We start from the raw sequence: 26,626 nt of genomic DNA, 5'->3' as shown, positions 1-26,626 counted from the left end.
CACTTATGAGCAGGATGGTTTGGGTTCCGGTGGCGTTCTCACTGGTGGCGCTGAGCGGCTGCAGTAGCAGTGCAGGTAACCCGCAGGTCAGAGAGCTGCACCAGGAAGTGAGTCAGCTCAATCAGCAGATGCAGCATCTGACCACACAGGCCAGCGCGCTGGAGATTCAGGGGCAGCTTAACAGCCAGTTGCAGCAAGGTGCCTGGCTGGTGCCACAGGCGAACACGCCAGTGGCGTTGCAGACTCAGCTCGGCACGCTGAGACTGACGCTCTCCCCTGTCACTGCAGAAGCCAGCGGCTCGCGGGCAACCCTGACCGTACGCTCAATGGACGATCGGCCTTTGCCCGCCCTGCATGCGACGGTGATCTGGGGTGAACTCGACCCGGCGACCGGTAAACCGCTGAGCAGTGACAGTCTGACTCAGACGGTCGCGGTGCCTGCCTCGCTGCTGCCGCAGCATTCGGCGACGATCCCGTTGCGTCTCAGTGGCCTGACCCCGGAGCAACTGGGTTATGTCCGCGTGCATAACGTGTCCGCTGCCACCCCGTCCCAGACCTCCCCTGCGGCACCTGCTAACCCTTAACCGTGGTGCAAAAAAAACGGGCAGCCAAAAGGCTGCCCGTTTTTATTACTGACGCGCGATTAAGGCAGGATAGAAGGCTGATCGGCGCCCTCTTTCTCGACTTTCTGCACCATCATATGTTCACGCTTCATGCCCAGCTTCAGCGCCAGCGCCGAAGAGACATAAATGGATGAGATCGTACCAATCGTCACACCAATCAGCATGGTCAGTGAGAAGCCTTTCAGCAGCGCACCACCAAATATGAAGAGGATGAGGATCATCGCCAGCGTCGTCAGTGAGGTAATCAGGGTACGGCTTAACGTCTGGGTCAGTGATACGTTCGTAATATCGTAAGAACTGCCGCGACGGATCTTGCGGAAGTTTTCGCGAATACGGTCAGAGACCACGATTTTATCGTTAAGCGAGTAGCCAATTACCGACATCAGCGAGGCAACAATCGTCAGGTCGATTTCAATGCGGAACAGCGCCAGCAGGCCGCAGGTGATAATCACGTCATGCGCCAGCGCCAGCACGGTGCCCAGTGCCAGACGCCACTCAAAGCGGAAACCGATATAGATCAGAATCGCAATCAGCGCCGATAGCAGGGCCATCGCACCCGCCTGCGCCAGGTCGCTGCCCACACTCGGCCCCACGAACTCAATGCGCTTAACGGTGGCGTTTTGCTGCGTAGTCTGGTTGATCACCGACACCACTTTATTGCCTAACTCGGTACCTGCCGGGCCGGTAACCGGTGCCATACGCACCATGACGTCACGGCTGCTGCCAAAGTTCTGCACCAGCGGCTCGTCAAAGCCCGCTTTCACAAGTTCGCTACGCAGCGTGTCCAGATCGGCGGGTTTCTCCAGCGCGATCTCAATCACCGTACCCCCGGTGAAATCAAGGCCCCAGTTAAAACCACGCACGCCCACGATCGCAATCGCGGCCACAATCAGCAGTCCCGAAATGATGAAGGCCAGCTTATCCCAGCGCATAAAGTCGACGACTTTACGCCCGTGGTTTAACTGCTCAATGTTATATTCCTGTGCCACAACGCACTCCTCAGATAGACAGCTTGTTGATGCGTTTGCCACCGTAAACCAGGTTAACAATGGCACGGGTACCGATAATCGCGGTGAACATTGAGGTCGCGATACCAATTGCGGTGGTAATCGCAAAGCCTTTGATCGAACCGGTGCCGACCGCGTAAAGAATGATAACTTTGATCAGGGTGGTCACGTTCGCATCGACAATACTGGAGAAGGCGCCTTTGTAGCCTTCATGAATTGCCTGCTGAATCGAGCGCCCGTTTCGCAACTCTTCTTTAATACGTTCGTTAATCAGTACGTTGGCATCAACTGCTACCGCCAGCGTTAACACGATACCGGCAATACCGGGCATGGTCAGGGTCGCGCCAGGCAGCAGGGACATGATGCCGACAATCAGCACCAGGTTAACCAGCAGCGCACTCGTCGCAATCAGACCAAACTTTTTATAGAACACCACCATAAAGAGGATCGAGGCGAGCAGACCCCACAGGCAGGCTTCCAGACCCTGAGTAATGTTCTGCTGACCCATGGTCGGCCCGATAGTACGCTCTTCCACAATCTGGATGGGCGCAATCAACGCACCGGCACGCAGCAGCAGCGACAGCTGACGCGCTTCGTTCGGGTTATTGATACCGGTGATACGGAAGCTGTTCCCCAGGCGAGACTGGATATTAGCGACGTTAATCACCTCTTCCTGTTTCACCAGAACTGAACGACCGTTGGCATCTTTTTTACCGCTGTCCTTGTACTCCACAAACAGGGTCGCCATCGGCTTGCCGATGTTGTCCTTAGTGAAGTTGGACATGATGTTACCGCCTGCGCCATCCAGTGAAATGTTCACCTGTGGCTGGTTGTACTCATCCATGCTGGAGGTTGAGTCGGTGATATGGTCACCGGTCAGAATTACCCGCTTGTAGAGCACGACCGGCTGGCCATCGCGCATATCTTTCACTTCAGAGTCACCCGGTACACGCCCACTGGCCGCCGCAGTAGGATCCACGCTGGTGTTAACCAGACGGAATTCCAGCGTCGCGGTGGCACCCAGAATCTCTTTGGCGCGCGCCGTATCCTGAATACCCGGTAGCTCAACCACAATACGATCGGAACCCTGACGCTGAACCAGTGGTTCAGCTACGCCCAGCTGGTTTACACGGTTACGCAGAATCGTAATGTTCTGCTGAACCGCATATTCACGCGCTTCGCTGAGACGGGCATCGCTCATGGTGGCACGCAGCGCATCACTGCCGCTGCTGTTGATCACCAGATCCTGATGACGGGAACTCAGCCAGGAGATCGCCGCATCACGACTGGCAGCGTCACGGAAACGAATTTCCACGCCGTAGTTCGCGATTTTATTGACGTTGGTGTAGGGGATATTTTTAGTGCGCAGGTCGCTACGCAGCGTGTCAGCATTCTGCTCCTGCAGCTTACTGAGCGCGGTGTCCATGTCCACTTCCATCAGGAAGTGCACACCACCACGCAAATCGAGACCGAGTTTCATCGGCTCTGCTGACAGCATCGTCAGCCAGCGCGGCGTGGCGGGCGCAAGGTTCAGCGCGACAACGTAGTTTTCACCCAGCGCTTTCATGATCGCTTCACGGGCGCGTAACTGCACATCCGTATTATTGAAGCGCGCGGTAATCGCACCATTTTCCAGCGCAACAGATTTGCTCTGGATATTGTCTTGTTTCAATACGGACTGAATTTGATCCAACGTCTGCTCACTGGCGGCGCTTCCGCGCGCACCAGTGATTTGAACGGCCGGATCCTCACCATACAGGTTGGGAAGCGCATAGAGCAGGCCGACGAGAATCACGACGACCAGCATTACGTACTTCCACAAAGGATAACGATTTAACACGGCAGTTCCCTTAGGGAAGAAAGAATTACAGCGCCTTGATAGTGCCCTTCGGCAGCACGGCGGCGACGAAATCACGTTTAATGACGACTTCATTGGTGTCATTCAGCGCAATAGCTACGTAGCCCGTGTCAGAGACTTTCGTTACGCGGCCTACCAGGCCACCGCTGGTCAGCACTTCATCACCCTTAGAGATGGAATCCATCAGCTTCTTGTGCTCTTTCGCACGTTTCTGCTGCGGACGCAGGATCATGAAATAGAAAATCAGACCAAACACCACCAGCATGATCACCAGAGAATACGGACTTCCCTGAGACGGAGCGCCTGCTGCGGCCACGGCGTCAGAAATGAATAAGCTCATTAAATTTCCCTCATTGATGAATTATCAGACGTTAATGGCGGAACTTCTTTGCCCGTCCGTTGGTAAAACTCAGTTACAAAGCGCTCTAATTTACCCTCTTCGATGGCCTGGCGTAAACCAGCCATCAGACGCTGGTAGTAGCGCAAATTGTGAATAGTATTCAGACGCGCGCCCAGTATTTCGTTACAACGGTCGAGATGATACAAGTAGGCACGGCTATAATTGCGACAGGTGTAACAATCACACTCCGCATCCAGCGGCGCAGTGTCATCTTTGTAGCGGGCGTTGCGAATCTTCACTACACCTTCGGTTACAAACAGGTGACCATTTCGCGCATTACGGGTTGGCATCACGCAGTCAAACATATCGACGCCGCGACGGACGCCTTCAACCAGATCTTCTGGCTTGCCGACACCCATCAGATAACGCGGTTTATCCTGCGGAAGCTGCGGACAGACGTGCTCAAGAATACGGTGCATGTCCTGCTTAGGCTCACCCACCGCCAGGCCGCCCACAGCGTACCCATCAAAGCCAATCTCTACCAGACCTTTCACCGAGACATCTCGTAAATCTTCGTAAACCGAGCCCTGAATAATGCCAAATAAGGCATTTTTATTTCCCAGGCTGTCGAAACGGTCACGGCTGCGTCGCGCCCAGCGCAGCGACATCTCCATGGAGCGTTTGGCGTAGTCCCAGTCCGCCGGATAGGGCGTACATTCATCGAAAATCATCACGATGTCGGAACCGAGGTCATACTGAATCTCCATCGATTTTTCCGGATCGAGGAAGATCGGGTCGCCGTTGATCGGGTTACGGAAATGCACGCCCGCTTCGGTAATTTTACGGATGTCGCCCAGGCTGAAGACCTGGAAGCCGCCGGAGTCGGTCAGGATCGGCCCTTTCCACTGCATAAAGTCATGCAGATCGCCATGCAGTTTCATGATCTCCTGGCCGGGACGCAGCCAGAGGTGGAAGGTATTGCCCAGAATGATCTGCGCGCCGGTCTCCTGCACTTCTTCCGGCGTCATGCCTTTAACAGTGCCATAGGTGCCAACAGGCATAAACGCAGGGGTTTCCACCACACCGCGATCAAAAATCAGACGGCCACGGCGTGCGCGCCCGTCTGTGGTATCAAGTTCAAATTTCACAAAGCCTCCATCGGAGAAACAGTCCGATGCAGATAACCTTCATTCGCACGACAGGCGATTCCGGCTATCGGTTAATAAATCAGTCGCCCACTTTTTCCAGCGGCGCCTGCGGATTTTTGCTGATAAACATCGCGTCGCCATAACTGAAGAAACGATATTGCTCAGCCACGGCTGCGCGGTACGCGGCCATGGTGTGCTGATAACCGGCAAACGCCGAGACCAGCATAATCAGAGTCGATTCGGGCAGGTGGAAGTTGGTGATCAGTGCATCGATCACCTGATACTCATAGCCCGGATAGATGAAAATCTGGGTATCGTCGAAGAACGGCGCAATCAGGGCATCCTGACTCGCTTTGGCGGCGCTCTCCAGCGAACGAACGGAGGTGGTGCCGACAGCGACCACCTTATTGCCACGCGCTTTGCAGGCCAGTACTGCGTCGACAACCTCCTGCGGCACTTCGGCATACTCCGCGTGCATGTGATGCTCTTCGATGGTCTCGACACGCACCGGCTGGAAGGTGCCCGCCCCGACGTGTAGCGTCACAAAGGCCATCTCAATGCCCTTCTCTTTAAGCGCCTGCAGCAGCGGTTCATCGAAGTGCAGACCGGCGGTCGGCGCCGCCACGGCACCCGGACGGGCGCTGTAAACCGTCTGATAAAGCTCGCGATCCGCCTCTTCATCCGGACGGTCGATATACGGCGGCAGTGGCATGTGGCCAACGCTGTTGAGGATGTCGAGCACTGCGCGCTCATCATCAAACGCAATCTCAAACAGCGCATCGTGGCGTGCCACCATGGTCGCTTTCACACTCTCATCTTCGCCCAGCAGCAGCTCTGCCCCCGGTTTTGGCGCTTTTGAGGCGCGCACATGTGCCAGCACGCGCTTGTCGTCGAGCATCCGCTCCACCAGCATCTCGATTTTGCCGCCGCTGGCTTTACGGCCAAACACGCGCGCCGGAATCACACGGGTGTTGTTGAACACCAGCAGATCGCCCGGATTCAGCTTATCCAGCACGTCGGTGAAAACACCGTGCGACAGCGCACCGCTGGGACCGTCGAGCGACAGCAGACGACAGCCGCTGCGCTGCGCCTGGGGATAGTGAGCAATCAGGGATTCGGGCAATTCAAAAGCAAAATCGGCGACACGCATTGACATGTTCTTTCTCAGGCAAAAACAGGCGGCACAGTTTAGCGGAAAACCGACCAATTCTGAACAACTGGCTGCGCAAAGGCAGTTCTGCCTATAATGCGGCATGAACTTTCTTGCTCATCTCCATCTGGCTAAGCTGGCCGACAGCTCCTTACTCGGCAATCTAATGGCCGACTTTGTGCGTGGCAACCCGCACCAGAACTGGTCCGCGCCTGTCGCAGACGGCATTCTGATGCATCGTCGTCTGGATGTGATGACCGATGCACTGCCGGAAGTACGCAGCGCCCGTCAGCTGTTCCGTGCGGAAACCTATCGTGTGGCCCCGATTACGCTGGACGTCATCTGGGACCATTTTCTGGCCCGTCACTGGCAGCAATTTACGCCCGACCAGACGCTGGTGCAGTTTTCTGCCACCGCCGAGCGCGAAATCCTGCCGCAGCTGGCCGACACGCCCGTAGAGTTTCAGGAACTCAACGCAGTGATGTGGCGCGAGCGCTGGTTCGAGCATTATGCCCAGCCTGCCCGGCTGGAGCGGGTGCTGCACGGCATGGCCAGCCGCCGTCCCCGCCTGTCGGCACTGCGCGACTCCTACCACGATTTCATCCAACATTATGATCAGCTGGAAGCGCTGTTTTTTGTTTTTTATCCGCGTTTAATGGCGCTGGCGACCAGCAGAACCCTGTAAAACCCGATCCTCTGCTGCCGGGCTGACGGACACGCGCTTTTGCCAGATGAAAAAAGCCGGCCACCCGGCCCAGCACTATCTTGCCATTGCTGCTTATCTGCGGCTTAATGAAGCCTTTCTTAACAATACTGAAGTAAACATCACAGCCAGACCGCCTGTTCAGGCGCGCCTTCCGTTCGTTATGGCAAAAAAATCATAAGAGGAAAAGATGTCAGCCGCTTCGCATTCTGAAATAGACGCGCGTTACCGTTACGCCTGCGACATCGCCCGTGCAGCGGGCAGCCGGGCCTTATCATGGTATCAGCAGCGTCAGACTCTGGTCGTGGAACACAAAAGGGATTTGCAGGACGTGGTCAGCGAGGCTGATCGTAACGTTGAGGCATTAATTAAGACCTTAATCGCTGAACGTTTTCCTGAGGATAGCGTCTATGGCGAAGAGAGCGGCGGCGAGGTTGAGGGTGCGCCGTTTATCTGGGTTGTCGATCCGATCGATGGCACCGCCTGTTTCGTCAACGGTTTGCCTAACTGGTGCGTTTCGCTGGCGGTGGTCTGCGAGGGCCAGCCGGTGATCGGCGTCGTCTGCGATCCTAATCATCAGGAGCTGTTCCACGCACGGGCAGGCCAGGGGGCATGGCTGAATGAAAGTCGCCTGCAGGTTCATGACGCAGCGCATCTCAATGAGGGTTTACTTGGCATCAGCAACTCCAGCCGGACGCCGGGCGAAAGCGTCTCACGCCTGATCAGCGGCTTAATTGAACAGGGTGGTATGTTTATTCGCATCGGTTCGGGTGCGCTGACCAGCGCCTGGGCGGCAGCCGGTCGGCTGATTGGTTACTACGAAGCGCATATGCATCCGTGGGATAGTCTGCCGGGCATCGTTCTTATGCGCGAAGCAGGCGGTGTCACCAATGATTATCTGCGTAATGAAGGCCTGAAAAACGGTAACCCTGTGTTGCTGGCCAATGCGGCTCTGTATCCAAAAATTAAAGCGCTGACCGGCAACGGCGCACTGGAAGAGTAAATGACGCTGCCAACCCTGTGCCGCTGTGCGCTGATCCTCGGTTCTCTCTGGCTGTTAAGCCCGGCGACACAGGCGGCGGATTACCAGCTGGAGAAAGTGGTTGAACTGAGCCGTCACGGCGTACGTCCACCCACGCCAGGCAATCGAAAAGAGATTGAAGCCGCCAGCCAGCAACCCTGGACACAGTGGACCACTGCCGATGGCGAGCTGACGGGTCACGGCTACAGTGCCGTGGTGAATAAAGGACGCTGGGAAGGCGAGCACTATCGCCAGCTCGGCCTGCTGGGCACGGGCTGCCCGGATGCGGCTCAGGTCTACGTGCGCGCCAGCCCGCTGCAGCGCACCCGTGCCACGGCTGCGGCGCTGACGGACGGCGCCTTTCCCGGCTGCGGCGTAACCGTGCATCACGTCGCGGGCGATGTTGATCCCCTGTTTCAGAATGAAAAGCTGACGGTCACCCGGACCGACCCCGCGCAGGAACTGACTGCTAAACAGCAGAAAGCGGGCGATCTGGCACATCTGCAACAGCAACTGCAACCGGCGATTCAGCAGCTGAAAACCGCCGTCTGTCCCCCCGTAACGGCTTGTCCCCTGTTTGATGCGCCCTGGACGTTCCGGCAAACCCGCAACGGAAATAGTTACGTTTACGGGCTGAGCGTCATGGCGAGCATGGTGGAGACGCTGCGACTGGGCTACAGCGAAAATCTGCCGTTTGATCAGCTCGCCTGGGGGCATATCACCTCGGCCGCGCAAATCACCTCCCTGCTGCCGCTGCTGACCGCAAACTACGATCTCAGCAACGATGTACTCTACCTGGCACAGCGCCGTGGCTCGATACTGCTCAACACGATGCTGGAGGCGATCGCTGCCAATAGCTCGCCGAGCCGCTGGCTGATTCTTGTCGCGCATGACACCAATATTGCGATGGTGCGCACCCTGATGGACTTTAACTGGCAGTTACCCGGTTACTCGCGCGGTAACATTCCGCCGGGCAGCAGTCTGGTGCTGGAGCGCTGGCACGACACCCGCAGCGGCGAGCGTTTTTTACGGATCTATTTTCAGGCGCAGAGTCTGGATGGCATCCGCCAGTTGCAACTCATTGATGATAAATATCCGTTATTACAACAGGAATGGCATCAGCCTGACTGCAGAGTTACCGATGTCGGCCTGCTCTGCCCTTATCAATCCACACTGACTCAGCTCCGGAAAAACCTGGATAACAGCGCTGTGCTGCCGGTTTCGGTTATATTGCCCTGAGTCTGTCGCTAATCAAATTAAGGCCGCAGCCGCAATGCGACCTTAATAATGTTAACCGCTGTTAATTAACACCACTCAGACCTTTTCTTATTTAATTCATCTGACTATCAGCGCCACACATTTTGATTTACGATAGTCCTGTCAATCATCCCTTTATTATCTATTTTCCTGTAATTCTTGCGTATTTCGGCGACTGGTTTCGCCGTTTTTTATTTCCGCCTCTCTGCTTTTTTAGCGCACCACTGCCCGTATAGCTGCACATTCCTGCGCATGAAGCCCCATCAACAATTTTTCCCGCCTGTAACCTTCAGCGATATTCACTGCCCGTTTGAATAATCTTTTCGGGATACATTCGCCGTAATAAACCGGCGCAGCGTCTTATTTGGATGACAGTGGTTCAACGCGTAATAAAAGAATTCAGCGTTGTGGCACAGATCACGCAAATAAGCAGCGATGTGAGAAAATAAAAGAGGAATATTGCGGGTTCTGCTCCCCCAAAAACAGGGAGAGCAGAACTGGAGATTAGCGTGGTTTACGCACCAGTTTATAGCCCAGCAGCAGCACCACAATCCACACCATGCCAACATAGAGTGAAATGCGGGTATCGGGGAAATAACCAATCAGACCGATAATAAAGCAGAGGAACGCAACGCCAACGCCAGCCGTCCAGCTGCCACCTGGCAGCGCAAACTGCAGCTTACTCGCCGCCTCTTTGCCAATTTTGCGACGGAAGGCGATCTGCGACAGCAGAATCATGATCCAGACCCACACCGTTGCAAAGGTCGCCAGCGAAGCGATCACCAGGAAAACTTTTTCCGGCATCAGGTAGTTGAGATAAACCGCAATCAGCATGGCGAACATCATCACCACCACCGTCACCCACGGAATGCCCCGCGACGAGACCTTCATAAAGACTTTCGGCGCATGACCCTGCTGCGCCATCCCGTGCAGCATGCGACCCACGCCAAACACATCGCTGTTAATCGCCGAGAGCGACGCGGTCAGCACGACGAAATTGAGGATAGAGGCGGCTGCCGCGATCCCCAGATGCTGGAAGGTCAGCACAAACGGGCTGCCCGAGGTTCCTACCTGATTCCACGGATAGATCGACATAATCACAAACAGCGTGCCAACGTAGAACACCAGAATGCGCCACGGCACCGAGTTAATCGCGCGCGGAATCGACTTCTCCGGATCTTTCGCTTCACCCGCAGTGATACCGATGATTTCGATGCCGCCATAGGCGAACATCACCATCTGTAGCGACAGCAGCATGCCGACGACGCCGTGGGCGAAGAAGCCGCCGTTGGTCCACAGGTTATGGATACCGGTCGGCTGACCGCCGTTGCCAATCCCCCAGATAATCATGCCGAAACCAGCCAGAATCATCACAATGATGGTGGCGACTTTGAAGAAGGAGAACCAGAACTCCACTTCGCCAAACACCTTCACGCTCATCAGATTGACGGCACCGATGATCAGCACCACGCTCAGCACCCAAATCCAGTGCGGCACCTCAGGGAACCAGACGCCCATATAGATGCCGAATGCGGTAACGTCTGCAATCGCCACAATCAGGATTTCAAAACAGTAGGTCCAGCCGGTGATGTAGCCCGCCATCGGCCCAAGATAGTCCTGCGCGTAGCGGGAGAAAGAGCTGGCCTGAGGATTGTTAACGGACATCTCACCCAGCGCGCGCATGATGATGTAGGCTACTGCCCCGCCGATGATATAGGCGAGCAGCACGCTCGGTCCGGCCATTTTTATCGCGTCGGCGGAACCGTAAAACAGCCCGGTGCCAATCGCCGATCCCAGCGCCATAAAACGGATGTGGCGCGTGCTCAGTCCGCGTTTGAGCTTATTGGTTTCTTGCATAACAACCTGTACCTGTGAAATGAAAAAACCACGGGCAAGCCCGTGGTTAAAGAAGAATCAGTGCGCTCTGTTACGAGTGAACCGTCACCTGTTCCGGTCCTTTCACCCGATCCACAACAGCGGCAATCAGCAGCATTACCAGCGACGGTGGCAACCAGGCGAGACCCTGATCGGCCAGCGGCAGATGCTGACTGAATGCCGGCAGCAAATCTTTAAACCCGGTAGTTTTAATCGCATCAACAATGCCAAACAGCAGGCTTACCAGCATCGCTGGCGCGATAATCCGGCTGCTCTTATTCCACCAGTTGAGGGTGAAACTCAGCACCACCAGCACGATACAGGGCGGATAGATCGCCGTCAGTACCGGGATGGAGATCTGAATCAGGTGGCTCAGGCCGAGATTCGACACCACCATCGAGAACAGACCCAGAATAAACACCAGCGTTTTATACGACAACGGCAGGTATTGCGCAAAAAATTCCGCACAGGCACAGGTCAGGCCGACAGCGGTCACCATACAAGCGACGAAGATCAGCGCGGCCAGGAAGAAGCTGCCCATGTTGCCAAAGGTATGCTGAACATACGCGTGCAGAATCGCTGCACCATTGGCATTTTGATCCACCAGCGCCCCGCTGCCCGCGCCCAGTTTAAACAGGCAGAGGTAGACCAGCGTCAGGCCCAGACCGGCAATCAATCCTGCCAGCACGGTATAGCGGGTCAGCAGCGCGGCATTATCAACACCACGTGAACGGGCGGCATTAACAATCACGATGCCAAACACCAGCGCGCCCAGCGTATCCATGGTCAGATAGCCATTAACAAAACCGCTGGAGAACGCCGCACGCTGATAATCAGCCGTCGCCGGAATGGTCCCGCCTGCAGGCCAGACCAGTGCAGCTACGCCCAGCACGGTCAGCGCGATAATTTTTAGTGGCGCAAGGAAGTGCCCTACCGTGTCGAGCAGCTTGCCCGGATAGAGCGACACGCCAATCACCAGCGCGAAGTAGATCAGGCTATAGATGAACAGCGGCAGCGCGCCATCGCCGGTCAGCGGTGCAATGCCCATCTCAAACGAGACCGTTGCCGTGCGCGGGGTAGCAAACAGCGGCCCGACAGCCAGATAGCACACGGTGGCCAGCACGATACCAGCGACCTTGCCTATCGGGCTGCTGAGCGCATCCACGCCGCCGCCGACGCGGGCCAGCGCGATCACGGTCATCACGGGCAGACCGACTGCGGTAATCAGAAAACCAATCGCGGCTGTCCAGACGTGTTCGCCAGACTGAATGCCGACCATTGGCGGAAAAATGATGTTACCCGCGCCAACAAACAGGGCAAATGTCATAAAGCCCAGCGCGAGAATGTCCTTCGAAGTTAAACGATGTGTCATACGGCCTGTCACTGATGTTGCGGTGGAAGTTGGGTTAGTGTTGTCCCCTCGCTGCGTGCAAACCGCGACCTGGCTGACAATGTCAGCGCATTATGCTCATCGCAGGGTAAAGCGCAGGTGATTTAAGCTGCTTTTATTCTGTTCACAGAGGGATGGATCGACAACGGCGCTAAGTAAAACGTTTATAGCGGTGAAAGGCAATACGGGATCGGAAAACCAGAAGGTTATGCCGCCATTTTTTCAAAAGGCAGTGGATAGCGTTAAATTTTGCCGTAGGCACACAAGATGATGTGCTTAAATAACAGACAGAGCGTGAGAAAACCCCGCATAAATGGGCCAGAAGATACACAAAAGGCGCGTTTTACGCGCCTGTCTGCACAACGTTACAGCATTACCAGACCTGATTAGCGATATCGACCACTAAACGAATCTTCTGCCATTGCTCCGCTTCGCTCAGGCTATTGCCCTCTTCGGTAGAAGCAAAGCCGCACTGCGGGCTGAGGCAGATCTGGTCCAGGCTGACATACTGCGTCGCCTCTTCCAGTCGGGCTTTCACCTGCGCCGGATCTTCCAGCTCACCTACTTTGGTGGTGATCAGGCCCAGAACGACCTGCTGATGGCCCGGCCTGACGTAACGCAGTGGCTCAAAGCCGCCAGAACGGGCATTGTCATACTCCAGGAAGAACGCATCCACATTGACGCTGCCGAACAGGATTTCTGCCACGGGTCCATAGCCGCCTTCAGAAATCCAGGTTGAGCGGAAATTACCGCGACAGACATGCAGACCCACGGTCAGATCGGCAGGTTTATCCGCCAGCGCTTTATTCAACACCTGAGCATACGTCTGGGCCAGCTGGTCCGGATCGTCGCCACGTGCGCGGATATCGCGCTTCTGATCTTCGGAACAGAGATACGCCCAGACGGTGTCATCCAGTTGCAGATAGCGACAGCCCGCGTCATAAAAGGCCTTGATCGCCTGTTTGTAAGTCTGCGCCAGATCGTCGAAGTAGTCCGCCAGATCGGGATAGACTTCCGAATCAATCACTTTGCGTCCACCGCGGAAGTGCAGCACGCTGGGGCTGGGAATGGTCATCTTCGGCACCGCATCACCGGCAATACTCTGCAGGAAGCGAAAATGGCCGAGCATCGGGTGATCCGCCGGGAAACCGAGTTTGCTCACCACTTTCACGCCATGCGCTTTAGTCTGAACGCCATTAAACTGGATGCCCTGCTCCGCTTCATAGCTCTCGACGCCGTCAAGGCCATAGAAGAAGTCGAAATGCCACCAGCCACGACGGAACTCGCCGTCTGTCACCACTTTCAGGCCATTTTCGCGCTGTTTCGCGACTACATCGCGGATTGCCGCATCTTCAACCTGACGCAGGGCTGCGGTATCAATCTCGCCCGCTGAAAACTGTTCGCGCGCCTGCTTAATCGCAGCAGGACGCAGGAAGCTGCCAACGGTGTCGGCGCGGAACGGGGCGGTTTCTCTTTGCATGATCACTCCTGTCTCTCCTGCAAATGATTGCGGCAGGAAATAATTACATTCTGATATGAATAGCCATCTGGATGGCTATATGTCTGAATGCAGAGTGACATGAGTAACCTCTGTCTGCAACTGAAGAAAATTCAGCGATGATGAAAAAAATTCAGGTTGGAAATTATTGCAGCGCTGCGCGTGCCTGTGCCATCTGGCTGTCAGAGAGCGGCAGGTAGCCTGCTTCGCTGACCCGCCGCTGGCCTTGAGGAGAAAGTACCTGCTGCAAAAAGGCGGCGACCAGCGGTGGCAACGGTTTGCCGGGCGCTTTGTTGACGTAGAGATAGAGCGGACGCGCCCAGGGATAGCGGCCACTGCGGATAGCATCGGCATCCGGAACAATCGCCTGCCCCTGATCGTTCATCACCGCCAGCATTTTTACACCGCTGAGATGAAAGCCGAAACTGGCGTAACCGATGCTGCGCGAATTACCGGCCACCGCCTGCACCACGGCGGCCGAGCCGGGAAACTCTGCCACGTCGCTGCGGAAATCGCCTTTGCACAGCACCTGCTGCTTGAAGAAACCCCACGTGCCGGAGGCGGAGTTGCGGCCATAACGCTGAATCGGCCGTTTGCGCCACTGGTCGCCGGTTAAACCGAGATCGCCCCAGCGCAGCGGCACACCGTGCGCGCCACACAGGCGGGTAATGGAGAAAATAGCATCGAGCTGACGCGGTTCAATCTGCTGCAGCGGATTGCGCTGATTCACCACCACCACCAGCGCATCCATCGCCACCGGCACCGCCAGCGGCGGATAGCCGTAGCGCGCCTCAAAGGCCTGGCGTTCGTCGGCCTGCATCGGTCGGCTCATCGGCCCGAGCTGAGCGGCACCCGCTGCCAGCGCGGTCGGCGCGGTAGACGAACCAGAGGCCTGAACCTGCACATTAACGCCCGGTGCCTGGCGGCTGAAATCTTCGCCCCACAGGGTCATCAGATAGCCAAGCGTGTCGGATCCGACGCTGCTGAGATTGCCGGAGAGCGCGCCGGGCTGGGCCAGCGCCATGCCCGGCAGCAGAGAGACGATTAACAAAAGAAGGAGGCGCATCAGAGAGATCCGGCAGCGATTAATGAACGGCATTCTCCTGCATCACGCTGCTGACAATCAACCTCGCGGGCAGCGTAAAAGTAAAACAGGTCTCTTTATGCGGCACGCTGGTGATATCGAGCCGCGCGTTGTGGTGGCTCAGCGCATGTTTCACAATCGCCAGCCCCAGCCCGCTGCCGCCGGTGGCGCGTGAACGCGCTTTATCAACCCGGTAGAAGCGCTCGGTCAGACGCGGAATATGTTCTGAGGCGATACCTGGCCCGTTGTCGCATACCCGGAAGGTTGCGCCCTGCTTGCCACGCAGCCAGCTGATATCGATCCGCGTGCCCTCCGGGGTGTGATTGACCGCGTTGTAAACCAGGTTGGAGATCGCGCTGCGCAGCTGTTCGTCGTTGCCGAACACTTTCAGATGGGGATCGGTATGAAAATGGATATCGTGCCGACCGCCACTCAGTGTCGCCGCCTCATGCTGCAGCAGTTTCAGCATCACCGGCACATCGACCTTCTCTTTGAGATCGATCGCGGGGGCGGCTTCAATACGCGACAGCGTCAGCAGCTGTTTCACCAGGCTGTCCATGCGGCGCGTCTGCTCCGACATGGTGTGCAGCGCTTTGCTGCGCGAAGGCTCGCTCATCACCGAGTCGTTCATCATCTCCAGATAGCCCTGTAGCACGGTGAGCGGCGTCCGTAACTCATGGCTGACGTTGGCAAAGAAGTTACGGCGCGCCCCTTCCAGCTGATGCATCTGCGTCACATCACGGGCTACCAGCAGCCATTGCCCCTCGCTGTAGGGCATGACGCGGAATTCCATATGAAGTTTGTTGTTCAGCACCAGCGTCAGCGGCTTGTCAAAATCGCGCTGGCGAAGATAGCGGGAGAACTCCGGGTAACGCAGCAGATTGAGGATATTCTGGCCATTATCTTCCGGCCAGCGCAGCCCCAGGTGCTGTTGCGCCAGGCCGTTACACCAGAAAATAGTGCCCTCTTCCGTGGTCAGGATCACCGCATCCGGCAGCGATTCGGCCCCGCTGCGGAAGCGTTTAATGAGATTGCCCAGTTCACGCCGCCGCCGCCGGTTGCGCAGTTGCATCTGGTAAAGCCCATAAAACAGCGGTTCCCAGCTGGCACGCCCGGTCGGTGGCGTCATGGTGCGGTCGAGCCACAGCCAGTGCGACAGCCGCATCAGATTGTGGAAATGCCACAACAGCACCACCAGCACGCTCACCAGCAGCCACCAGGGCAGGCTGCCAAACAGCAGGCCCAGCAGCGCAGCAGGCAGACTGGCCAGCAGCAGTTCTGTCAGTAATCTCTTCCAGGAGAGGCGTTCCAGCACGGTAAAGGCTCCGTTCAGTAGCGGGCAGAGAAACGATACCCTGTTCCACGGACGGTTTGTACCATGCGATCGTGGCCGGAGACTTCCAGCGCTTTACGTAAACGGCGAATGTGAACATCGACAGTGCGATCCTCCACATACACATTGGTGCCCCAGACGTGGTTCAGCAGCTGTTCGCGGCTGTAGACGCGTTCCGGGTGAGTCATAAAGAAGTGCAGCAGCTTATATTCGGTGGGGCCCATCTCCAGCGGCGTGGTTTCGGACATCACGCGATGTGAGGAGGGATCCAGACTCAGCCCCTGCATCTCAATCACCTCTTCCACCGCCATCGGCGAAATGCGGCGCATCACCGCTTTGATCCGCGCCATCAGCTCTTTGGGTGAGAACGGCTTGGTAATGTAATCATCGGCGCCCACTTCCAGGCCACGTACCCGATCTTCCTCTTCGCCACGCGCGGTCAGCATCATCACCGGGATATCGCGGGTCATCGCCTCGCGCTTCAGATGCTTAATAAACTGAATACCGCTGCCACCGGGTAACATCCAGTCCAGCAAAATCAGATCGGGCCAGGGTTCAATCAGCTTGCCAACGGCGCTGTCATAATCTTCCGCCTCGATTGGCTGATAGTCGTTCTGCTCCAGAACAAAACACAACATTTCACGGATGGGGGCTTCATCCTCCACAACCAAAATGCGCTTAGCCATTATTACTCCTGCTGATTATGACGGCTGTCACTGAGATTCGCGGCGCCATTATGCGTCAGATTTGTGACACTTTTATGAAAAACATAACCTGCCTGTAACCTCACTGGTAATCATTTATGACAGCGCAGCGACATTTTTTTGCTTTGGCCGCAGAGCCAGTATAATCGCCCGGCGAATCACAACGGCAGGGACTCATCATGCGCATTATTCATACTGCGGACTGGCATCTGGGGCAGTTCTTTTACAACAAAAGTCGGGCAGCCGAACATCAGGCGTTTCTCGACTGGCTGTTGATCCAGATTGAACAGCATCAGGTGGATGCGCTGATTATTGCAGGCGACCTGTTTGATACCGGCACGCCGCCCAGCTACGCCCGCGAGATGTTTAACCGTTTTGTGGTGGCGCTGCAGCCCACCGGCTGTCAGCTGATTGTGCTGGCGGGTAACCACGATTCCGTGGCAACGCTGAACGAGTCACGCGAGCTGCTGGCCTGTCTCAATACCCGGGTGATCGCTACACCGCAGGAGCAGGATGATGTGCTACTGCTCAACACCCGCCAGGGCGAGCCGGGTGCGCTGCTGTGCGCCATTCCCTATCTGCGCCCGCGCGATATCCTGCGCAGCCGGGCGGGTCAGTCGGGCCGCGACAAACAGACCTCGCTGCTGGAGGCGATTGCCCACCACTATCAGCAGCGTTTCGCCGCTGCCCAGGCGCTGGGCTATGCGCTGCCAATCATTGCTACCGGTCACCTCACCACTGTCGGCGTCAGCCAGAGCGATTCGGTGCGCGACATCTACATCGGCACGCTGGACGCGTTTCCGGCCAGCGCGTTTCCGGCTGTTGACTATATTGCGCTCGGCCATATTCATCGCGCCCAGCGCGTGGCCGGCAGCGAGCATATCCGCTATAGCGGCTCGCCGATTCCGCTGAGCTTTGATGAGCTGGGGAGTGAAAAGAGCGTCTTCCTGCTGGAACTGGCGGTCAGTGGCCTGCAGTCAGTTACGCCGCTGGTGGTGCCACAGACGCAGCCGATGCAGGTGCTGAAAGGTTCGCTGGCGCAGATTGCGGAGCAGCTAAACGCCTTTAGTACGACAGAGCAGGAAAAACCGACCTGGCTCGACATCGAGGTTACCACCCAGGAGTACCTCAGCGATCTGCAGCGCCAGGTCGAAACACTGACCGCTACGCTGCCGGTCGAGGTATTGCTGTTACGCCGCAGTCGTGAACAGCGTCAGCAGAGCCTGGCGCGGCTCGACAACGAAACGCTGAGTGAGCTGAAGGTGGAAGAGGTCTTCGCGCGCCGCCTGGCGCTGGATGAGGCGCTGCAACCGGCGCAAATTGACGAGATGACCACGCTGTTTCGCCAGACACTGGCGGCTATGGAAGAGACCCGATGAAGATTCTTACGCTACGGTTTAAAAACCTCAACGCCCTGCGCGGTGAATGGTTCATCGACTTCCGCGCCGAACCCTTTGCCAGCAACGGCCTGTTTGCCATAACCGGGGCCACCGGGGCCGGTAAAACCACCCTGCTGGACGCGATCTGCCTGGCGCTCTATCACCAGACGCCGCGCCTGGGGGCGATTTCCCAGAGCCAGAATGCGCTGATGACCCGCGACTGCGCAGAATGTCTGGCTGAGGTCGAGTTTGAGATCAAAGGTGAAGCCTGGCGCGCCTTCTGGAGCCAGAACCGCGCACGCGGCACCGCCGACGGCAAACTGCAGGCACCGCGCGTTGAGCTGGCGCGCTGTGACGACAACCTCATTGTTGCCGATAAAGTCGGTGACAAGCTGAAGCTGATCGAAACCCTCTCAGGTCTTGATTTCGAACGCTTTACCCGCTCGATGATGCTGTCACAGGGCCAGTTTGCCGCCTTCCTCAATGCTAAAGCCAGTGAACGCGCCGAACTGCTGGAGGAGCTAACCGGCACCGAAATTTACGGCCTGATTTCCGCTGCCATCTACGAGCGCCACAAAGAGGCGAAAACTCAGCTGGATCTGCTGCGCAGCCAGGCGGGGGCGATGGCCCTGCTGGATAGCGACGCCCGTGACGCCCTGCAACAGCAGCTCACCGCTCTGACTGACGCGGAACAGCAGCTCAGTGCACACTATCAACTGGCGCAGCAACAGCAGCAATGGCAGCAGCAGGCACAGCAGTTACTGCAGGACAGTGCGCAGGCTGAAGCCGCGCTGCAGCAGGCTCAGGCCGTCGCACAGGCGGCAGAGACGGATCGCCAGCGGCTGGCTCGCAGCGAACCGGCTGAAAAGCTGCGGATAAAACTGCAGCAGCGCGACGCGTTGCGCAGCGAACAGCAGCAGGCTGAGAGCCGCTATCAGCAGCTCACGTCAGCGACGGCGCTGGCGCAGAACCAGCAGCAGCAGCATCAGCAGCACTACGCAGCCGCTCAGACGGCCCGCCAGCAGGCGCAGCAGGAACAGCAGCAGCAGGAAAACCTGCTGACGGAACAGGTGCTGCCGCTGGATCAGCGGATGAGTACGCTGCAGCAGCACCTTGCGGAGCAGCAGCAGGAGAACAGTCGTCTGCAGCAGCATGCCGATCAGACCCAGGCCAGCCTGACGCAGCAGATGCAGCAGGTCGCGGGCTGGCAGCAGGCGATTACAGAACAGCATCAGTTACGCGAGCAGCTTGCCGATCTGGCGCACTGGGGCGCTTCGCTGCCGGTATGGCAGGAGAATTTTGCTTTGCTGGCACAGCGTGAGGCGACGCTGGCGGAACTGACACAACAGCGCGAGCAGCAGCAGCAACAGATTGATGCGCAACAGGCGAAACAGCAGCAGCAGGCACAACAGGCACTGCCGCGCCAGCAGGCGGAGCAACAGGCCCGCCAGGCGCTGTTGCAGGCGGAGCAGGTACTCACTTCGCTTCATGAACAGCATCCACCGGCTGCACTGCGCCAGGCATTAAGCCAGTTGCAGAACAGTCGTCCGGCGCGTCAGCAACTGCTGCTGCTCTCAACGCAGTGGCAGCCGCTGCACCAGCAGCTGGACCAGCACCAGCAAAAGCTGAGCGCGCTGGTAAAAGCGCATCAGCAGAGTGAAGCGGAACTTCAGACCCTGCGCGAGACGTGGAAACGCGAAAAGCAGCAGCTGGATGACGTCGAAAAAATCTGCGCGCTGGAGCAGCAGATTGTCGACCTCAGCGATTACCGCGCCCGGCTCACCGCCGATCAGCCCTGTCCGCTGTGCGGCTCCTGCACCCATCCTGCGGTCGAGGCCTACAGTACACTGGAAGTAAGTGCTAACCAGCAGCGCAGGGCTGCGCTGCAACAACAAACCGAGGCACTGCGCGAAGCGGGCACGGCAAAAAACGAACAGCTGAAGCAATCAACGGTGCAGCAGCAGACTCTGCGCGAGGAAATCGCCGGGATGCAGCAACAGCTTGATCAGCTTGAGCAGCAATGGCAGGCGCTGAGCGGTGAGCTGGCACTTACCTTCCCGCTTGCCGATCGCGAGTCCTTAGCCACGTGGCAGCAGCAACAAAGCGACCGTGAAAGTCAGCTTGAGCAGCAGCGACAGGCTCAGGAGGCCGCTGAACAGGCGCGTCAGGCTGCGAAAGATCACCATCTTCAGCAATTGCAGGCCTGGCAGCAGCACCAGCAGGCCGGACAGCTGGCGCAGCAGTCGCTGACCAGCCTGCAACAGGCGCTGGATGCGCTGCAACAGCGTCAGCAGCAGGAACAGCAGGCCTGGGCGCAGTTGCAGAGCCGTCTGGAGCAGCAGTTCACTGCACATAGTCTTGCCCTGCCCGATGCCGCCCATCGCGATGCGTGGCTGGCGGAGCAACAGCGGCGCTGGCAGCGCTGGCAGGAAAGTGAGCAGTTGCTCGCTAACCTGCAGCCGCAGCTGTTAAAAGGGGAAACTCAGCTCACTGCCCTGCAGCAGCAGGCTGAACAGGAACAGCAGCAGCTCACGACCCGTCAGCAGCAGCAGCAGCAGAGCCAGACGCAGCTCAGCGAGATGCGCCGTGCCCGTCTGGCGCTGTTCGGCGATCGCGAGGTTACCCTCGCCCGTCAGCAGATGCAGACCCGCGTTCAGCACGCTGATGAACAGCTGGCACAGCAGCTCACCGCCCTGCAACAGGCGCACGCCGAGGTCAGTCGCCTGCAGGGTGAGCTGTCGGGGCTGGAAAATCAGCGTCAGACCCTCAGCGGCAAACTGGCAGAGGCGGAAAGCGCACTGCAGCAGGCACTGGAGAGCGCCGGATTTGCCGATGAAGCCAGCCTGCGCGAGGCGCTGCTGGATGAGCAGACTGCACTGCAACTGCGCCAGCAGCTGCAGCAGCTCGATCAGCAATGCCAGCAGCAGCAGGCGCGACTGGCGGATCTGCATCAGCGGCTCAGCGCGCATCAGCAGGCGAAGCCCGACGCGATGCCGGAATCTGCGGAAGCGCTGGCGCAGCAGCTGGAGCAGTTGCGGCTGGCCCTGCGCGACAACGCCAGCCAGCAGGGTCAGATTCAGCAGCAGCTGTACAGCGACGCCAGTCTCCGCGCCCGACAGCAGAGCCTGATGACGCAGATTGAACAGGATAGTGTGATACTGGCGCAGTGGAGCCTGCTCAACGATCTGATCGGCTCCGCCAGCGGCGACAAGTTCAGGCGCTTCGCGCAAGGGTTAACGCTGGATCATCTGGTCGCGCTCGCTAATCGCCAGCTTGATCGGCTACATGGCCGTTATCTGCTGCAGCGCCGGGCGCAGGATCTGCTGGAGCTGGATGTCGTCGATACCTGGCAGGCCGATGCGGCGCGCGATACCCGCACGTTATCAGGTGGCGAGAGCTTCCTGGTCAGTCTGGCGCTGGCACTGGCGTTATCGGATCTGGTCAGCCACAAAACGCGCATCGAATCGCTGTTTCTGGATGAGGGGTTCGGCACGCTGGATGCGCAGACGCTCGACACCGCGCTGGATGCCCTGGACGCGCTGAACGCCAGCGGCAAAACCATTGGGGTGATCAGCCACGTGGAAGCGATGAAAGAACGCATCCCGGTGCAGATTAAAGTGCGCAAAATGAATGGCCTGGGTTACAGCCAGCTGGAGCTGCCGCAGGGATAACGGGCGCCAGAGCGCCCGTCTGAGTCTGATCAGCGGGCGCTGACGACCTTGTAGCGAGGGCCGGTGAGTAATCCGCCCTGCTCGTTCTGTGCCAGCAGACGATTGCTGGTCAGTCCGGCCACGGTATGGGCTTTGTCACCGACGTTGTCGGAGATCTGCTTGATCGCCGCGCTGACCAGAATACCGATCACGCCGTTATTGTTATTGTTGCCCTGATCATTGTCGGTAGCGGTGGCGGAACCCTGCCAGATCTCTTTGCCGCTGCGTAAATCCACCAGCCGTGCTTTGGCGGTCACCGTGGTCACGCTGTCAATGACACGATAGCTGCTGCCATAGTCGCTGATCGAGATATAGAGCGCGCTGTCGGCGTGGAAAATCTCATTCAGACGCTTCGCGCTGACCGCCTGGGCGTCGCTGGCGCTGGACAGGCCGTTCTGCTGAAAGGTCTCTTCAACCACCGCTACCGGGAAGACGTAGTAACCGGCCTCGGCCAGCGGACGCGTCACCAGCGAGTTCAGGCTGTGCGCAGCGTTGATATCCGGCGAGGTGTTAGCGGCAGGCAGCACCAGAATCGAGGCAGGCTTGCTGGCATGAAACGCCGTGTAGTCATACGGTTTTTTCGGCTGCGCACAGCCAGTCAGTAACAGCACGATCAGCGCGCCGCTCAGAGCAATCCATTTTTTCACTGTACCCCTCCTTGTTTTTTACTCATCAGAAAATCCATGTAAGGTGCCGATTCGGGAAACAGCTGCTTCTCGGTGGCGAACTGACCAAACGCTTTATTGGTATCACCGGTTTTAGCGTAGAGCAGGCCGAGCTGCGCATGCAGGCCTGGCGGCACTGGCTGACCCGCAGCACGGGCTTTTTCCACATCCAGATTCAGCGCATCGATCTGCTTCAGCGGATCGCCGCTTTGCTGATAGTAGCTATAAATCTGTTCCTGATAGTCGCCCCAGTAGTAGATCGTTTTCGGCGCTTTTGGCGCACAGCCGGCCAACAGCGCTGCTGCCATCAGCAGGCTGCTCAGTGTCATCATTTTCATTTACTGCTTCCTTATTTAGCCGGGCGCCATGCGCCGTTGTTGATTCCATCCACTAAATGATCAACCGCTTCGCGAATCGCCAGATCCATCACTTTACCGTTCAGCGTCGAGTCATAGCTGCTGGTGCCGCCAAAGCCGATCACTTCGCGTGCCGAAAGCTGGTACTCGCCCGCACCCTGGGTGCTGTAAACCACTTCAGAGGTGGCGACATCCACCACGTTGAGATTCACTTTGGCATAGGCGATCTGAGTTTTGCCGCGGCCCAGAATGCCCCACAGCTGCTGATCGCCTACTTCTTTGCGGCCAAACTCGGTGATATCACCGGTGATGATGAAGTTCGCGCCTTTAATATTCTGCTGGCTGCGTTTGAAGTCTGACTCCTGCTGCAACTCTTTCAGGTTGCTGCGATCCAGCACGCTGAAGCGATTGGTCTGCTGCAGATGGGTAATCAGAATGGTTTTCGATTGATTACCCAGCCGATCGACGCCATCAGAGAAGATGCCGTTCATGTACGAGGAACGGTTATCAAACTGACCTACCGCAATCGGGCTGCGCACGCCCTGATAAACCGGCTGGCTGGCTGCGCGAACCTGCGGCGCCTGAATTGCACGGGAAGATTCGGTGGCACAGCCGCTGATCAGCGAGGTGGTTAACAAGGAGAGTGCCGCAAAGGCATATTTTTTCTGCATTTCTAATCCATGAAGTGAAAAGAGACATCATCCGCACAGGGGCGGTAAATTCTGGTTCTGCCGACAGTCGGAGGAATGCCATAGCATTCAGCATGCCGGTCTGTAGACTGTCGGCAGCAGACCGGAAGATCTTTAGAAAAAAGTGGCTAATTTAATGAATTTAATTAATACAATAGTGAGAATGTTGCCGGGTGTGATTATTGCTTTTTCGCTCAGTGCCTGTCAGCAACCTTTGTCAAAGCAACGTGATAGCGTGGCAAACCTGTGTGAGCCTGCGAAGGATCCGGACAGTAAATCCTGTCACTGGACTAATCAAATGCAGCCGGTACTGAATCGGCAGTTTACTGATGCGGTACGTTATACGGGTCAGCAATGTCTGGTACGGATGGAGTGGCAGCAACATAGCAGACATTATGCGGTGACGCAGACTCAGGGGGATGAGGCGCTCTGCCTGCGTGCCTGGCAGCTGGTGGCACAAACGCGCGATCTGCCACCGCCACCGGAGCCTGGACAACCGGCGTGGTTTGGTTTTGCGCCGCGTGGTTAGCTGGCCAGACCTTCCTGACGCCACTGGCGCGGACTGATGCCAAACCAGCGGCGAAATGCGCGTGAGAACGCGCTGACTTCCGAGTAGCCCAGCAGCAACGCCATCTCCGAGATCGGCAGCTGCTTCTGCTGCAGATAGTGCGTCGCCATCTCGCAGCGCACCTGATCCACCAGCGCAGTAAAGCTGCTGCCCTCTTCGCGCAGCCGTCGCTGCAGTGACCAGCTCGACAGCCCGAGTTTATCCGCCACCTCTTCCAGTACCGGCTCGCCCTGCATCAGCGATAAATTAACCTGCGAACGCGCCTGCTCAATCATGCTCTGTTGAGACGTCCCACGGTTCAGCCGCCGGATCGCATCCTGCATCACCATCAACAGGATCGGATCGCTCTCCGGCATCGCGCGCAGCAGATCGCGTTTCGGGATCACCAGCGAATTAAACGGCTGATCGAACCAGACCGGCGCATCAAATACTTTGCAGTGATCGTGCCACTGGCCGGGACGGGGGTGTTCGAAATGGACTTCACGTGGTGCCCAGTGTCTGCCAGCGACGTGGCGGATCAGATTCATAAACATTCCCAGCGTCAGCTCGGCATCCTGACGGCGCGACAGGATCGCGCCGTGCCGTACCTGATAGTCGAGCCGCCAGCACTCTCCCTTATCCACCAGCCGGGTTAAGGTGTCGTGCTGATGCCAGGGAAATGCGTTAACCACATTGTGCAGCGCCTGTTCCAGCGTATCGGAGCACAAGCCAATGTAGCCGATCAGACCTAATGACTGCGGTTTAAACTGCCTGCCGTAGTGCAAACCGAAGTTATCAAAACCGGAGTGACGCGCCGCCTCTTCCAGTACCCGACAATAGTTAACCAGCCCCAGGCTCAGCGTCGGGCTGGCCAGGCGCTCCGGATCGATGCCGCTGATGCCAAAAATGCGATCAACATCGCCGCCCTGAGAATGAATAAACTCGCTTAAACCGGTCGCCGCCGCAGCCAGCACGCCGTGATTGCCTGCCCCCGCCGCTGCAGAGCAGGCCGCAAATGCATCAGGCTTGATCAGTGTCGGATTCATGGTCGCCTCAGTCAGAAGTCAGGTGGATCACCCGTTCCTGAGATCAGAGCAAATTCCATACCAGGTTCCCAGGCCCCGCCGCACCGCCTGCGGGTGGTCCAGACTGCGCGCGGACACGGCATCCGGCACTGCGGCGGCGCAGCTACGCCCGCCGCTGGTGCATCAGACGCCGACCGGCAGCGGTTTACCCGCCAGATAATCGCGGCAGAGGCGGACCGAGTGACTGGCCCACTCCGGGCCGAGACTGCGCGCCATTTCGGTTTCAGCATGCGATCCTATCCAGGCGGTGAGCTGGATACGACGCTGGATCAGCAGCGCGGGCAGCATGGCCATCTCGGCATCGCTGATATGCGCCACCTGCTCATAACCGCGTATCCAGTGATCGATCCACTCTGGTGCGCGCGGATGATGCTCAACAAAACTGATCGCCGCCGCCAGATCGTGCAGATACCAGCCAAGTCCGCAGTCATCGAAGTCGATCACCCGCGTTTCGCCCTTGTGCAGCAGCAGATTGGTCAGCCGCAGATCGGCGTGGATCAGACCATAGCGATCCGATCCCTTACCAAACTGCGCCATCGCCGCGCCGACCTGCGCGATCGTCTGTTCGACGACGCCGTGATCGGCGGAAGGCAGAGTGGGCGCATCCTGCCAGCGTCCCCAGTGACTCTCAGCGCTGGTCATGGTGTGGTGATCCCAGATGATGCGCTGGAAACCCGCGGGTGGCTGCCACTGCTTACTGTGCTGATGCAGCCGCGCGGTAATCTGTCCCAGCTGCTGAAAGGCGCGGGGATCAACGTCGGTGGTCGGCATCTCCCCCTCGATCCAGTGAAACAGCACCACGTAGCGCTCACTGCCATCCGGCAGCCGCAGCGTCAACACCGTTTCGCCCGCGTTGTCCGGCACCGCTTCCGGCACCATAATGCCGGTTTCGCGCAGCGCGTCGAGCCACAGCAGTTCGCTAAGGATATCCGCTTTCTGATGGTAATCGCCGCGATGCAGCCGCAGCGCATAACGCCGGCCTGCCGCTTTAACCAGGAACGTGGCGTTCTCTGAGCGGCACAGCAGGCTGAGCTGCCCCTGCAGCGCAGCGGGATAACAGGCCAGCGCCTGCTGCGCCATCAGGGTGAGTTGGGAATCAGTCAGGTTGTCATATTGTTTTGCGCTCATCATCCGGCTCCTTTTCACTTGCGTTATCTCAGCATGTGTTGCCAGAAGGTGAGTTGCTTGACCTCAGAAGAGACAA

Annotated in this window: 24 protein-coding genes; 8 read left to right on the top strand and 16 right to left on the bottom strand. The window is 57.7% G+C overall.

All coding sequences use genetic code 11. The annotated features are described in order from the left end of the window. Window positions 1–5 precede the first annotated feature (5 nt). On the top strand, window positions 6–584 hold the full coding sequence (locus NIM72_RS16500; protein WP_161735270.1) for a DUF3251 domain-containing protein: 579 nt from the start codon (window positions 6–8) through the stop codon (window positions 582–584). A 59-nt stretch (window positions 585–643) separates the two neighbouring features. Here NIM72_RS16500 and secF read toward each other — a convergent pair whose 3' ends face one another. The 5 genes from secF to queA all read right to left on the bottom strand — a co-directional run bounded on the left by secF (window position 644) and on the right by queA (window position 6,126). Continuing rightward, on the bottom strand, window positions 644–1,612 hold the full coding sequence (gene secF / locus NIM72_RS16495; protein ID WP_013356971.1) for a protein translocase subunit SecF: 969 nt from the start codon (window positions 1,610–1,612) through the stop codon (window positions 644–646). 10 nt (window positions 1,613–1,622) lie between these two features. Then, window positions 1,623–3,470, bottom strand: a complete 1,848-nt coding sequence (gene secD, locus NIM72_RS16490; RefSeq protein ID WP_253421208.1) for a protein translocase subunit SecD — start codon at window positions 3,468–3,470, stop codon at window positions 1,623–1,625. 25 nt (window positions 3,471–3,495) lie between these two features. Continuing rightward, window positions 3,496–3,828 (bottom strand): preprotein translocase subunit YajC, encoded by a 333-nt coding sequence (gene yajC / locus NIM72_RS16485; RefSeq protein WP_009091760.1) that lies wholly within the window; start codon window positions 3,826–3,828, stop codon window positions 3,496–3,498. Further along, on the bottom strand, window positions 3,828–4,976 hold the full coding sequence (gene tgt / locus NIM72_RS16480; protein WP_033731739.1) for a tRNA guanosine(34) transglycosylase Tgt: 1,149 nt from the start codon (window positions 4,974–4,976) through the stop codon (window positions 3,828–3,830). Before tgt ends, yajC begins: the two co-directional genes overlap by 1 nt. Window positions 4,977–5,055: 79 nt before the next feature. After that, window positions 5,056–6,126, bottom strand: coding sequence for a tRNA preQ1(34) S-adenosylmethionine ribosyltransferase-isomerase QueA (gene queA / locus NIM72_RS16475; RefSeq protein WP_033731738.1), 1,071 nt, complete (start codon window positions 6,124–6,126; stop codon window positions 5,056–5,058). A 103-nt stretch (window positions 6,127–6,229) separates the two neighbouring features. On the opposite strand from queA, the gene NIM72_RS16470 reads away from it, so the two are divergent. Genes NIM72_RS16470 through NIM72_RS16455 form a run of 4 tightly spaced genes read left to right on the top strand, consistent with a single transcriptional unit; the run spans window position 6,230 to window position 9,089 of the window. Next, window positions 6,230–6,811, top strand: a complete 582-nt coding sequence (locus NIM72_RS16470) for an ACP phosphodiesterase (RefSeq protein ID WP_253421205.1) — start codon at window positions 6,230–6,232, stop codon at window positions 6,809–6,811. 46 nt (window positions 6,812–6,857) lie between these two features. After that, entirely contained in the window at window positions 6,858–7,010 is a 153-nt protein-coding gene (locus NIM72_RS16465; RefSeq protein ID WP_161735278.1) for a hypothetical protein, read from the top strand. Between the two features lie 9 nt (window positions 7,011–7,019). Beyond that, window positions 7,020–7,832 (top strand): inositol monophosphatase, encoded by an 813-nt coding sequence (locus tag NIM72_RS16460; protein ID WP_253421202.1) that lies wholly within the window; start codon window positions 7,020–7,022, stop codon window positions 7,830–7,832. Beyond that, the gene (locus NIM72_RS16455; RefSeq protein WP_253421200.1) at window positions 7,833–9,089 is read left to right on the top strand and encodes a histidine-type phosphatase; all 1,257 of its coding nucleotides are present in this window, start codon (window positions 7,833–7,835) and stop codon (window positions 9,087–9,089) included. 522 nt (window positions 9,090–9,611) lie between these two features. Here the strand turns inward: NIM72_RS16455 and proY are convergent. The 6 genes from proY to phoB all read right to left on the bottom strand — a co-directional run bounded on the left by proY (window position 9,612) and on the right by phoB (window position 16,973). Further along, complete coding sequence (gene proY, locus NIM72_RS16450) at window positions 9,612–10,964, bottom strand: proline-specific permease ProY (protein WP_033731734.1); 1,353 nt, start codon at window positions 10,962–10,964, stop codon at window positions 9,612–9,614. Window positions 10,965–11,034: 70 nt separating this feature from the next. After that, window positions 11,035–12,354 carry a branched-chain amino acid transporter carrier protein BrnQ gene (gene brnQ, locus NIM72_RS16445; RefSeq protein WP_222924439.1) on the bottom strand — a complete coding sequence of 440 codons (1,320 nt, stop codon included), beginning with the start codon at window positions 12,352–12,354 and terminating at the stop codon, window positions 11,035–11,037. A gap of 391 nt (window positions 12,355–12,745) precedes the next feature. Further along, window positions 12,746–13,852 (bottom strand): cobalamin-independent methionine synthase II family protein, encoded by a 1,107-nt coding sequence (locus NIM72_RS16440; RefSeq protein ID WP_253421197.1) that lies wholly within the window; start codon window positions 13,850–13,852, stop codon window positions 12,746–12,748. A gap of 163 nt (window positions 13,853–14,015) precedes the next feature. Next, window positions 14,016–14,936, bottom strand: a complete 921-nt coding sequence (locus tag NIM72_RS16435) for a PstS family phosphate ABC transporter substrate-binding protein (RefSeq protein WP_222924440.1) — start codon at window positions 14,934–14,936, stop codon at window positions 14,016–14,018. Between the two features lie 19 nt (window positions 14,937–14,955). Next, window positions 14,956–16,269, bottom strand: a complete 1,314-nt coding sequence (phoR, locus tag NIM72_RS16430) for a phosphate regulon sensor histidine kinase PhoR (RefSeq protein ID WP_222924441.1) — start codon at window positions 16,267–16,269, stop codon at window positions 14,956–14,958. Between the two features lie 14 nt (window positions 16,270–16,283). Further along, window positions 16,284–16,973: a phosphate response regulator transcription factor PhoB gene (gene phoB, locus NIM72_RS16425; RefSeq protein ID WP_003852491.1), complete on the bottom strand. Its 690-nt coding sequence runs from the start codon at window positions 16,971–16,973 to the stop codon at window positions 16,284–16,286. A 197-nt stretch (window positions 16,974–17,170) separates the two neighbouring features. On the opposite strand from phoB, the gene sbcD reads away from it, so the two are divergent. Both sbcD and NIM72_RS16415 read left to right on the top strand, forming a co-directional pair. Then, on the top strand, window positions 17,171–18,370 hold the full coding sequence (sbcD, locus tag NIM72_RS16420; RefSeq protein ID WP_161735292.1) for an exonuclease subunit SbcD: 1,200 nt from the start codon (window positions 17,171–17,173) through the stop codon (window positions 18,368–18,370). Beyond that, window positions 18,367–22,041, top strand: coding sequence for an AAA family ATPase (locus NIM72_RS16415; protein ID WP_161735294.1), 3,675 nt, complete (start codon window positions 18,367–18,369; stop codon window positions 22,039–22,041). The genes sbcD and NIM72_RS16415 overlap by 4 nt, the downstream gene beginning before the upstream one ends. Before the next feature lie 29 nt (window positions 22,042–22,070). Here the strand turns inward: NIM72_RS16415 and NIM72_RS16410 are convergent, their stop codons facing one another. Genes NIM72_RS16410 through NIM72_RS16400 form a run of 3 tightly spaced genes read right to left on the bottom strand, consistent with a single transcriptional unit; the run spans window position 22,071 to window position 23,772 of the window. After that, the gene (locus tag NIM72_RS16410) at window positions 22,071–22,727 is read right to left on the bottom strand and encodes a GNA1162 family protein (RefSeq protein ID WP_253421195.1); all 657 of its coding nucleotides are present in this window, start codon (window positions 22,725–22,727) and stop codon (window positions 22,071–22,073) included. Further along, on the bottom strand, window positions 22,724–23,083 hold the full coding sequence (locus tag NIM72_RS16405) for a DUF4810 domain-containing protein (protein WP_161735297.1): 360 nt from the start codon (window positions 23,081–23,083) through the stop codon (window positions 22,724–22,726). Before NIM72_RS16405 ends, NIM72_RS16410 begins: the two co-directional genes overlap by 4 nt. 11 nt (window positions 23,084–23,094) lie before the next feature. Further along, complete coding sequence (locus NIM72_RS16400) at window positions 23,095–23,772, bottom strand: CsgG/HfaB family protein (RefSeq protein WP_161735299.1); 678 nt, start codon at window positions 23,770–23,772, stop codon at window positions 23,095–23,097. Window positions 23,773–23,926: 154 nt separating this feature from the next. On the opposite strand from NIM72_RS16400, the gene NIM72_RS16395 reads away from it, so the two are divergent. Further along, window positions 23,927–24,319, top strand: coding sequence for a cell envelope integrity TolA C-terminal domain-containing protein (locus NIM72_RS16395; protein ID WP_161735301.1), 393 nt, complete (start codon window positions 23,927–23,929; stop codon window positions 24,317–24,319). Here NIM72_RS16395 and NIM72_RS16390 read toward each other — a convergent pair. Both NIM72_RS16390 and NIM72_RS16385 read right to left on the bottom strand, forming a co-directional pair. Beyond that, window positions 24,316–25,383 carry an AraC family transcriptional regulator gene (locus NIM72_RS16390; RefSeq protein WP_161735303.1) on the bottom strand — a complete coding sequence of 356 codons (1,068 nt, stop codon included), beginning with the start codon at window positions 25,381–25,383 and terminating at the stop codon, window positions 24,316–24,318. The two genes, NIM72_RS16395 and NIM72_RS16390, sit on opposite strands and share 4 nt — an antisense overlap. 162 nt (window positions 25,384–25,545) lie before the next feature. Next, window positions 25,546–26,550 (bottom strand): phosphotransferase enzyme family protein, encoded by a 1,005-nt coding sequence (locus tag NIM72_RS16385; protein WP_253422119.1) that lies wholly within the window; start codon window positions 26,548–26,550, stop codon window positions 25,546–25,548. Between the last annotated feature and the right edge of the window lie 76 nt (window positions 26,551–26,626).

This window comes from Pantoea sp. B550, assembly GCF_024158165.1.
Lineage (GTDB): Bacteria > Pseudomonadota > Gammaproteobacteria > Enterobacterales > Enterobacteriaceae > Pantoea > Pantoea alfalfae.
The sequence above is the reverse complement of the archived record's forward strand: the minus strand, read 5'-3'. Positions and strand labels throughout refer to the sequence as shown.

Bases quoted from the DNA above. Each gene is read 5' to 3' on its own strand.
- NIM72_RS16470 (WP_253421205.1), top strand. From the start codon at position 6,230: ATGAACTTTCTTGCTCATCTCCATCTGGCTAAGCTGGCCGACAGCTCC.
- proY (WP_033731734.1), bottom strand. From the start codon at position 10,964: ATGCAAGAAACCAATAAGCTCAAACGCGGACTGAGCACGCGCCACATC.
- sbcD (WP_161735292.1), top strand. From the start codon at position 17,171: ATGCGCATTATTCATACTGCGGACTGGCATCTGGGGCAGTTCTTTTAC.
- NIM72_RS16465 (WP_161735278.1), top strand. From the start codon at position 6,858: ATGAAAAAAGCCGGCCACCCGGCCCAGCACTATCTTGCCATTGCTGCT.
- NIM72_RS16455 (WP_253421200.1), top strand. From the start codon at position 7,833: ATGACGCTGCCAACCCTGTGCCGCTGTGCGCTGATCCTCGGTTCTCTC.
- yajC (WP_009091760.1), bottom strand. From the start codon at position 3,828: ATGAGCTTATTCATTTCTGACGCCGTGGCCGCAGCAGGCGCTCCGTCT.
- phoB (WP_003852491.1), bottom strand. From the start codon at position 16,973: ATGGCTAAGCGCATTTTGGTTGTGGAGGATGAAGCCCCCATCCGTGAA.
- NIM72_RS16415 (WP_161735294.1), top strand. From the start codon at position 18,367: ATGAAGATTCTTACGCTACGGTTTAAAAACCTCAACGCCCTGCGCGGT.
- NIM72_RS16385 (WP_253422119.1), bottom strand. From the start codon at position 26,550: ATGAGCGCAAAACAATATGACAACCTGACTGATTCCCAACTCACCCTG.
- NIM72_RS16460 (WP_253421202.1), top strand. From the start codon at position 7,020: ATGTCAGCCGCTTCGCATTCTGAAATAGACGCGCGTTACCGTTACGCC.
- NIM72_RS16440 (WP_253421197.1), bottom strand. From the start codon at position 13,852: ATGCAAAGAGAAACCGCCCCGTTCCGCGCCGACACCGTTGGCAGCTTC.
- queA (WP_033731738.1), bottom strand. From the start codon at position 6,126: ATGCGTGTCGCCGATTTTGCTTTTGAATTGCCCGAATCCCTGATTGCT.
- NIM72_RS16500 (WP_161735270.1), top strand. From the start codon at position 6: ATGAGCAGGATGGTTTGGGTTCCGGTGGCGTTCTCACTGGTGGCGCTG.
- brnQ (WP_222924439.1), bottom strand. From the start codon at position 12,354: ATGACACATCGTTTAACTTCGAAGGACATTCTCGCGCTGGGCTTTATG.
- NIM72_RS16395 (WP_161735301.1), top strand. From the start codon at position 23,927: ATGAATTTAATTAATACAATAGTGAGAATGTTGCCGGGTGTGATTATT.
- NIM72_RS16405 (WP_161735297.1), bottom strand. From the start codon at position 23,083: ATGAAAATGATGACACTGAGCAGCCTGCTGATGGCAGCAGCGCTGTTG.
- NIM72_RS16435 (WP_222924440.1), bottom strand. From the start codon at position 14,936: ATGCGCCTCCTTCTTTTGTTAATCGTCTCTCTGCTGCCGGGCATGGCG.
- NIM72_RS16390 (WP_161735303.1), bottom strand. From the start codon at position 25,383: ATGAATCCGACACTGATCAAGCCTGATGCATTTGCGGCCTGCTCTGCA.
- NIM72_RS16400 (WP_161735299.1), bottom strand. From the start codon at position 23,772: ATGCAGAAAAAATATGCCTTTGCGGCACTCTCCTTGTTAACCACCTCG.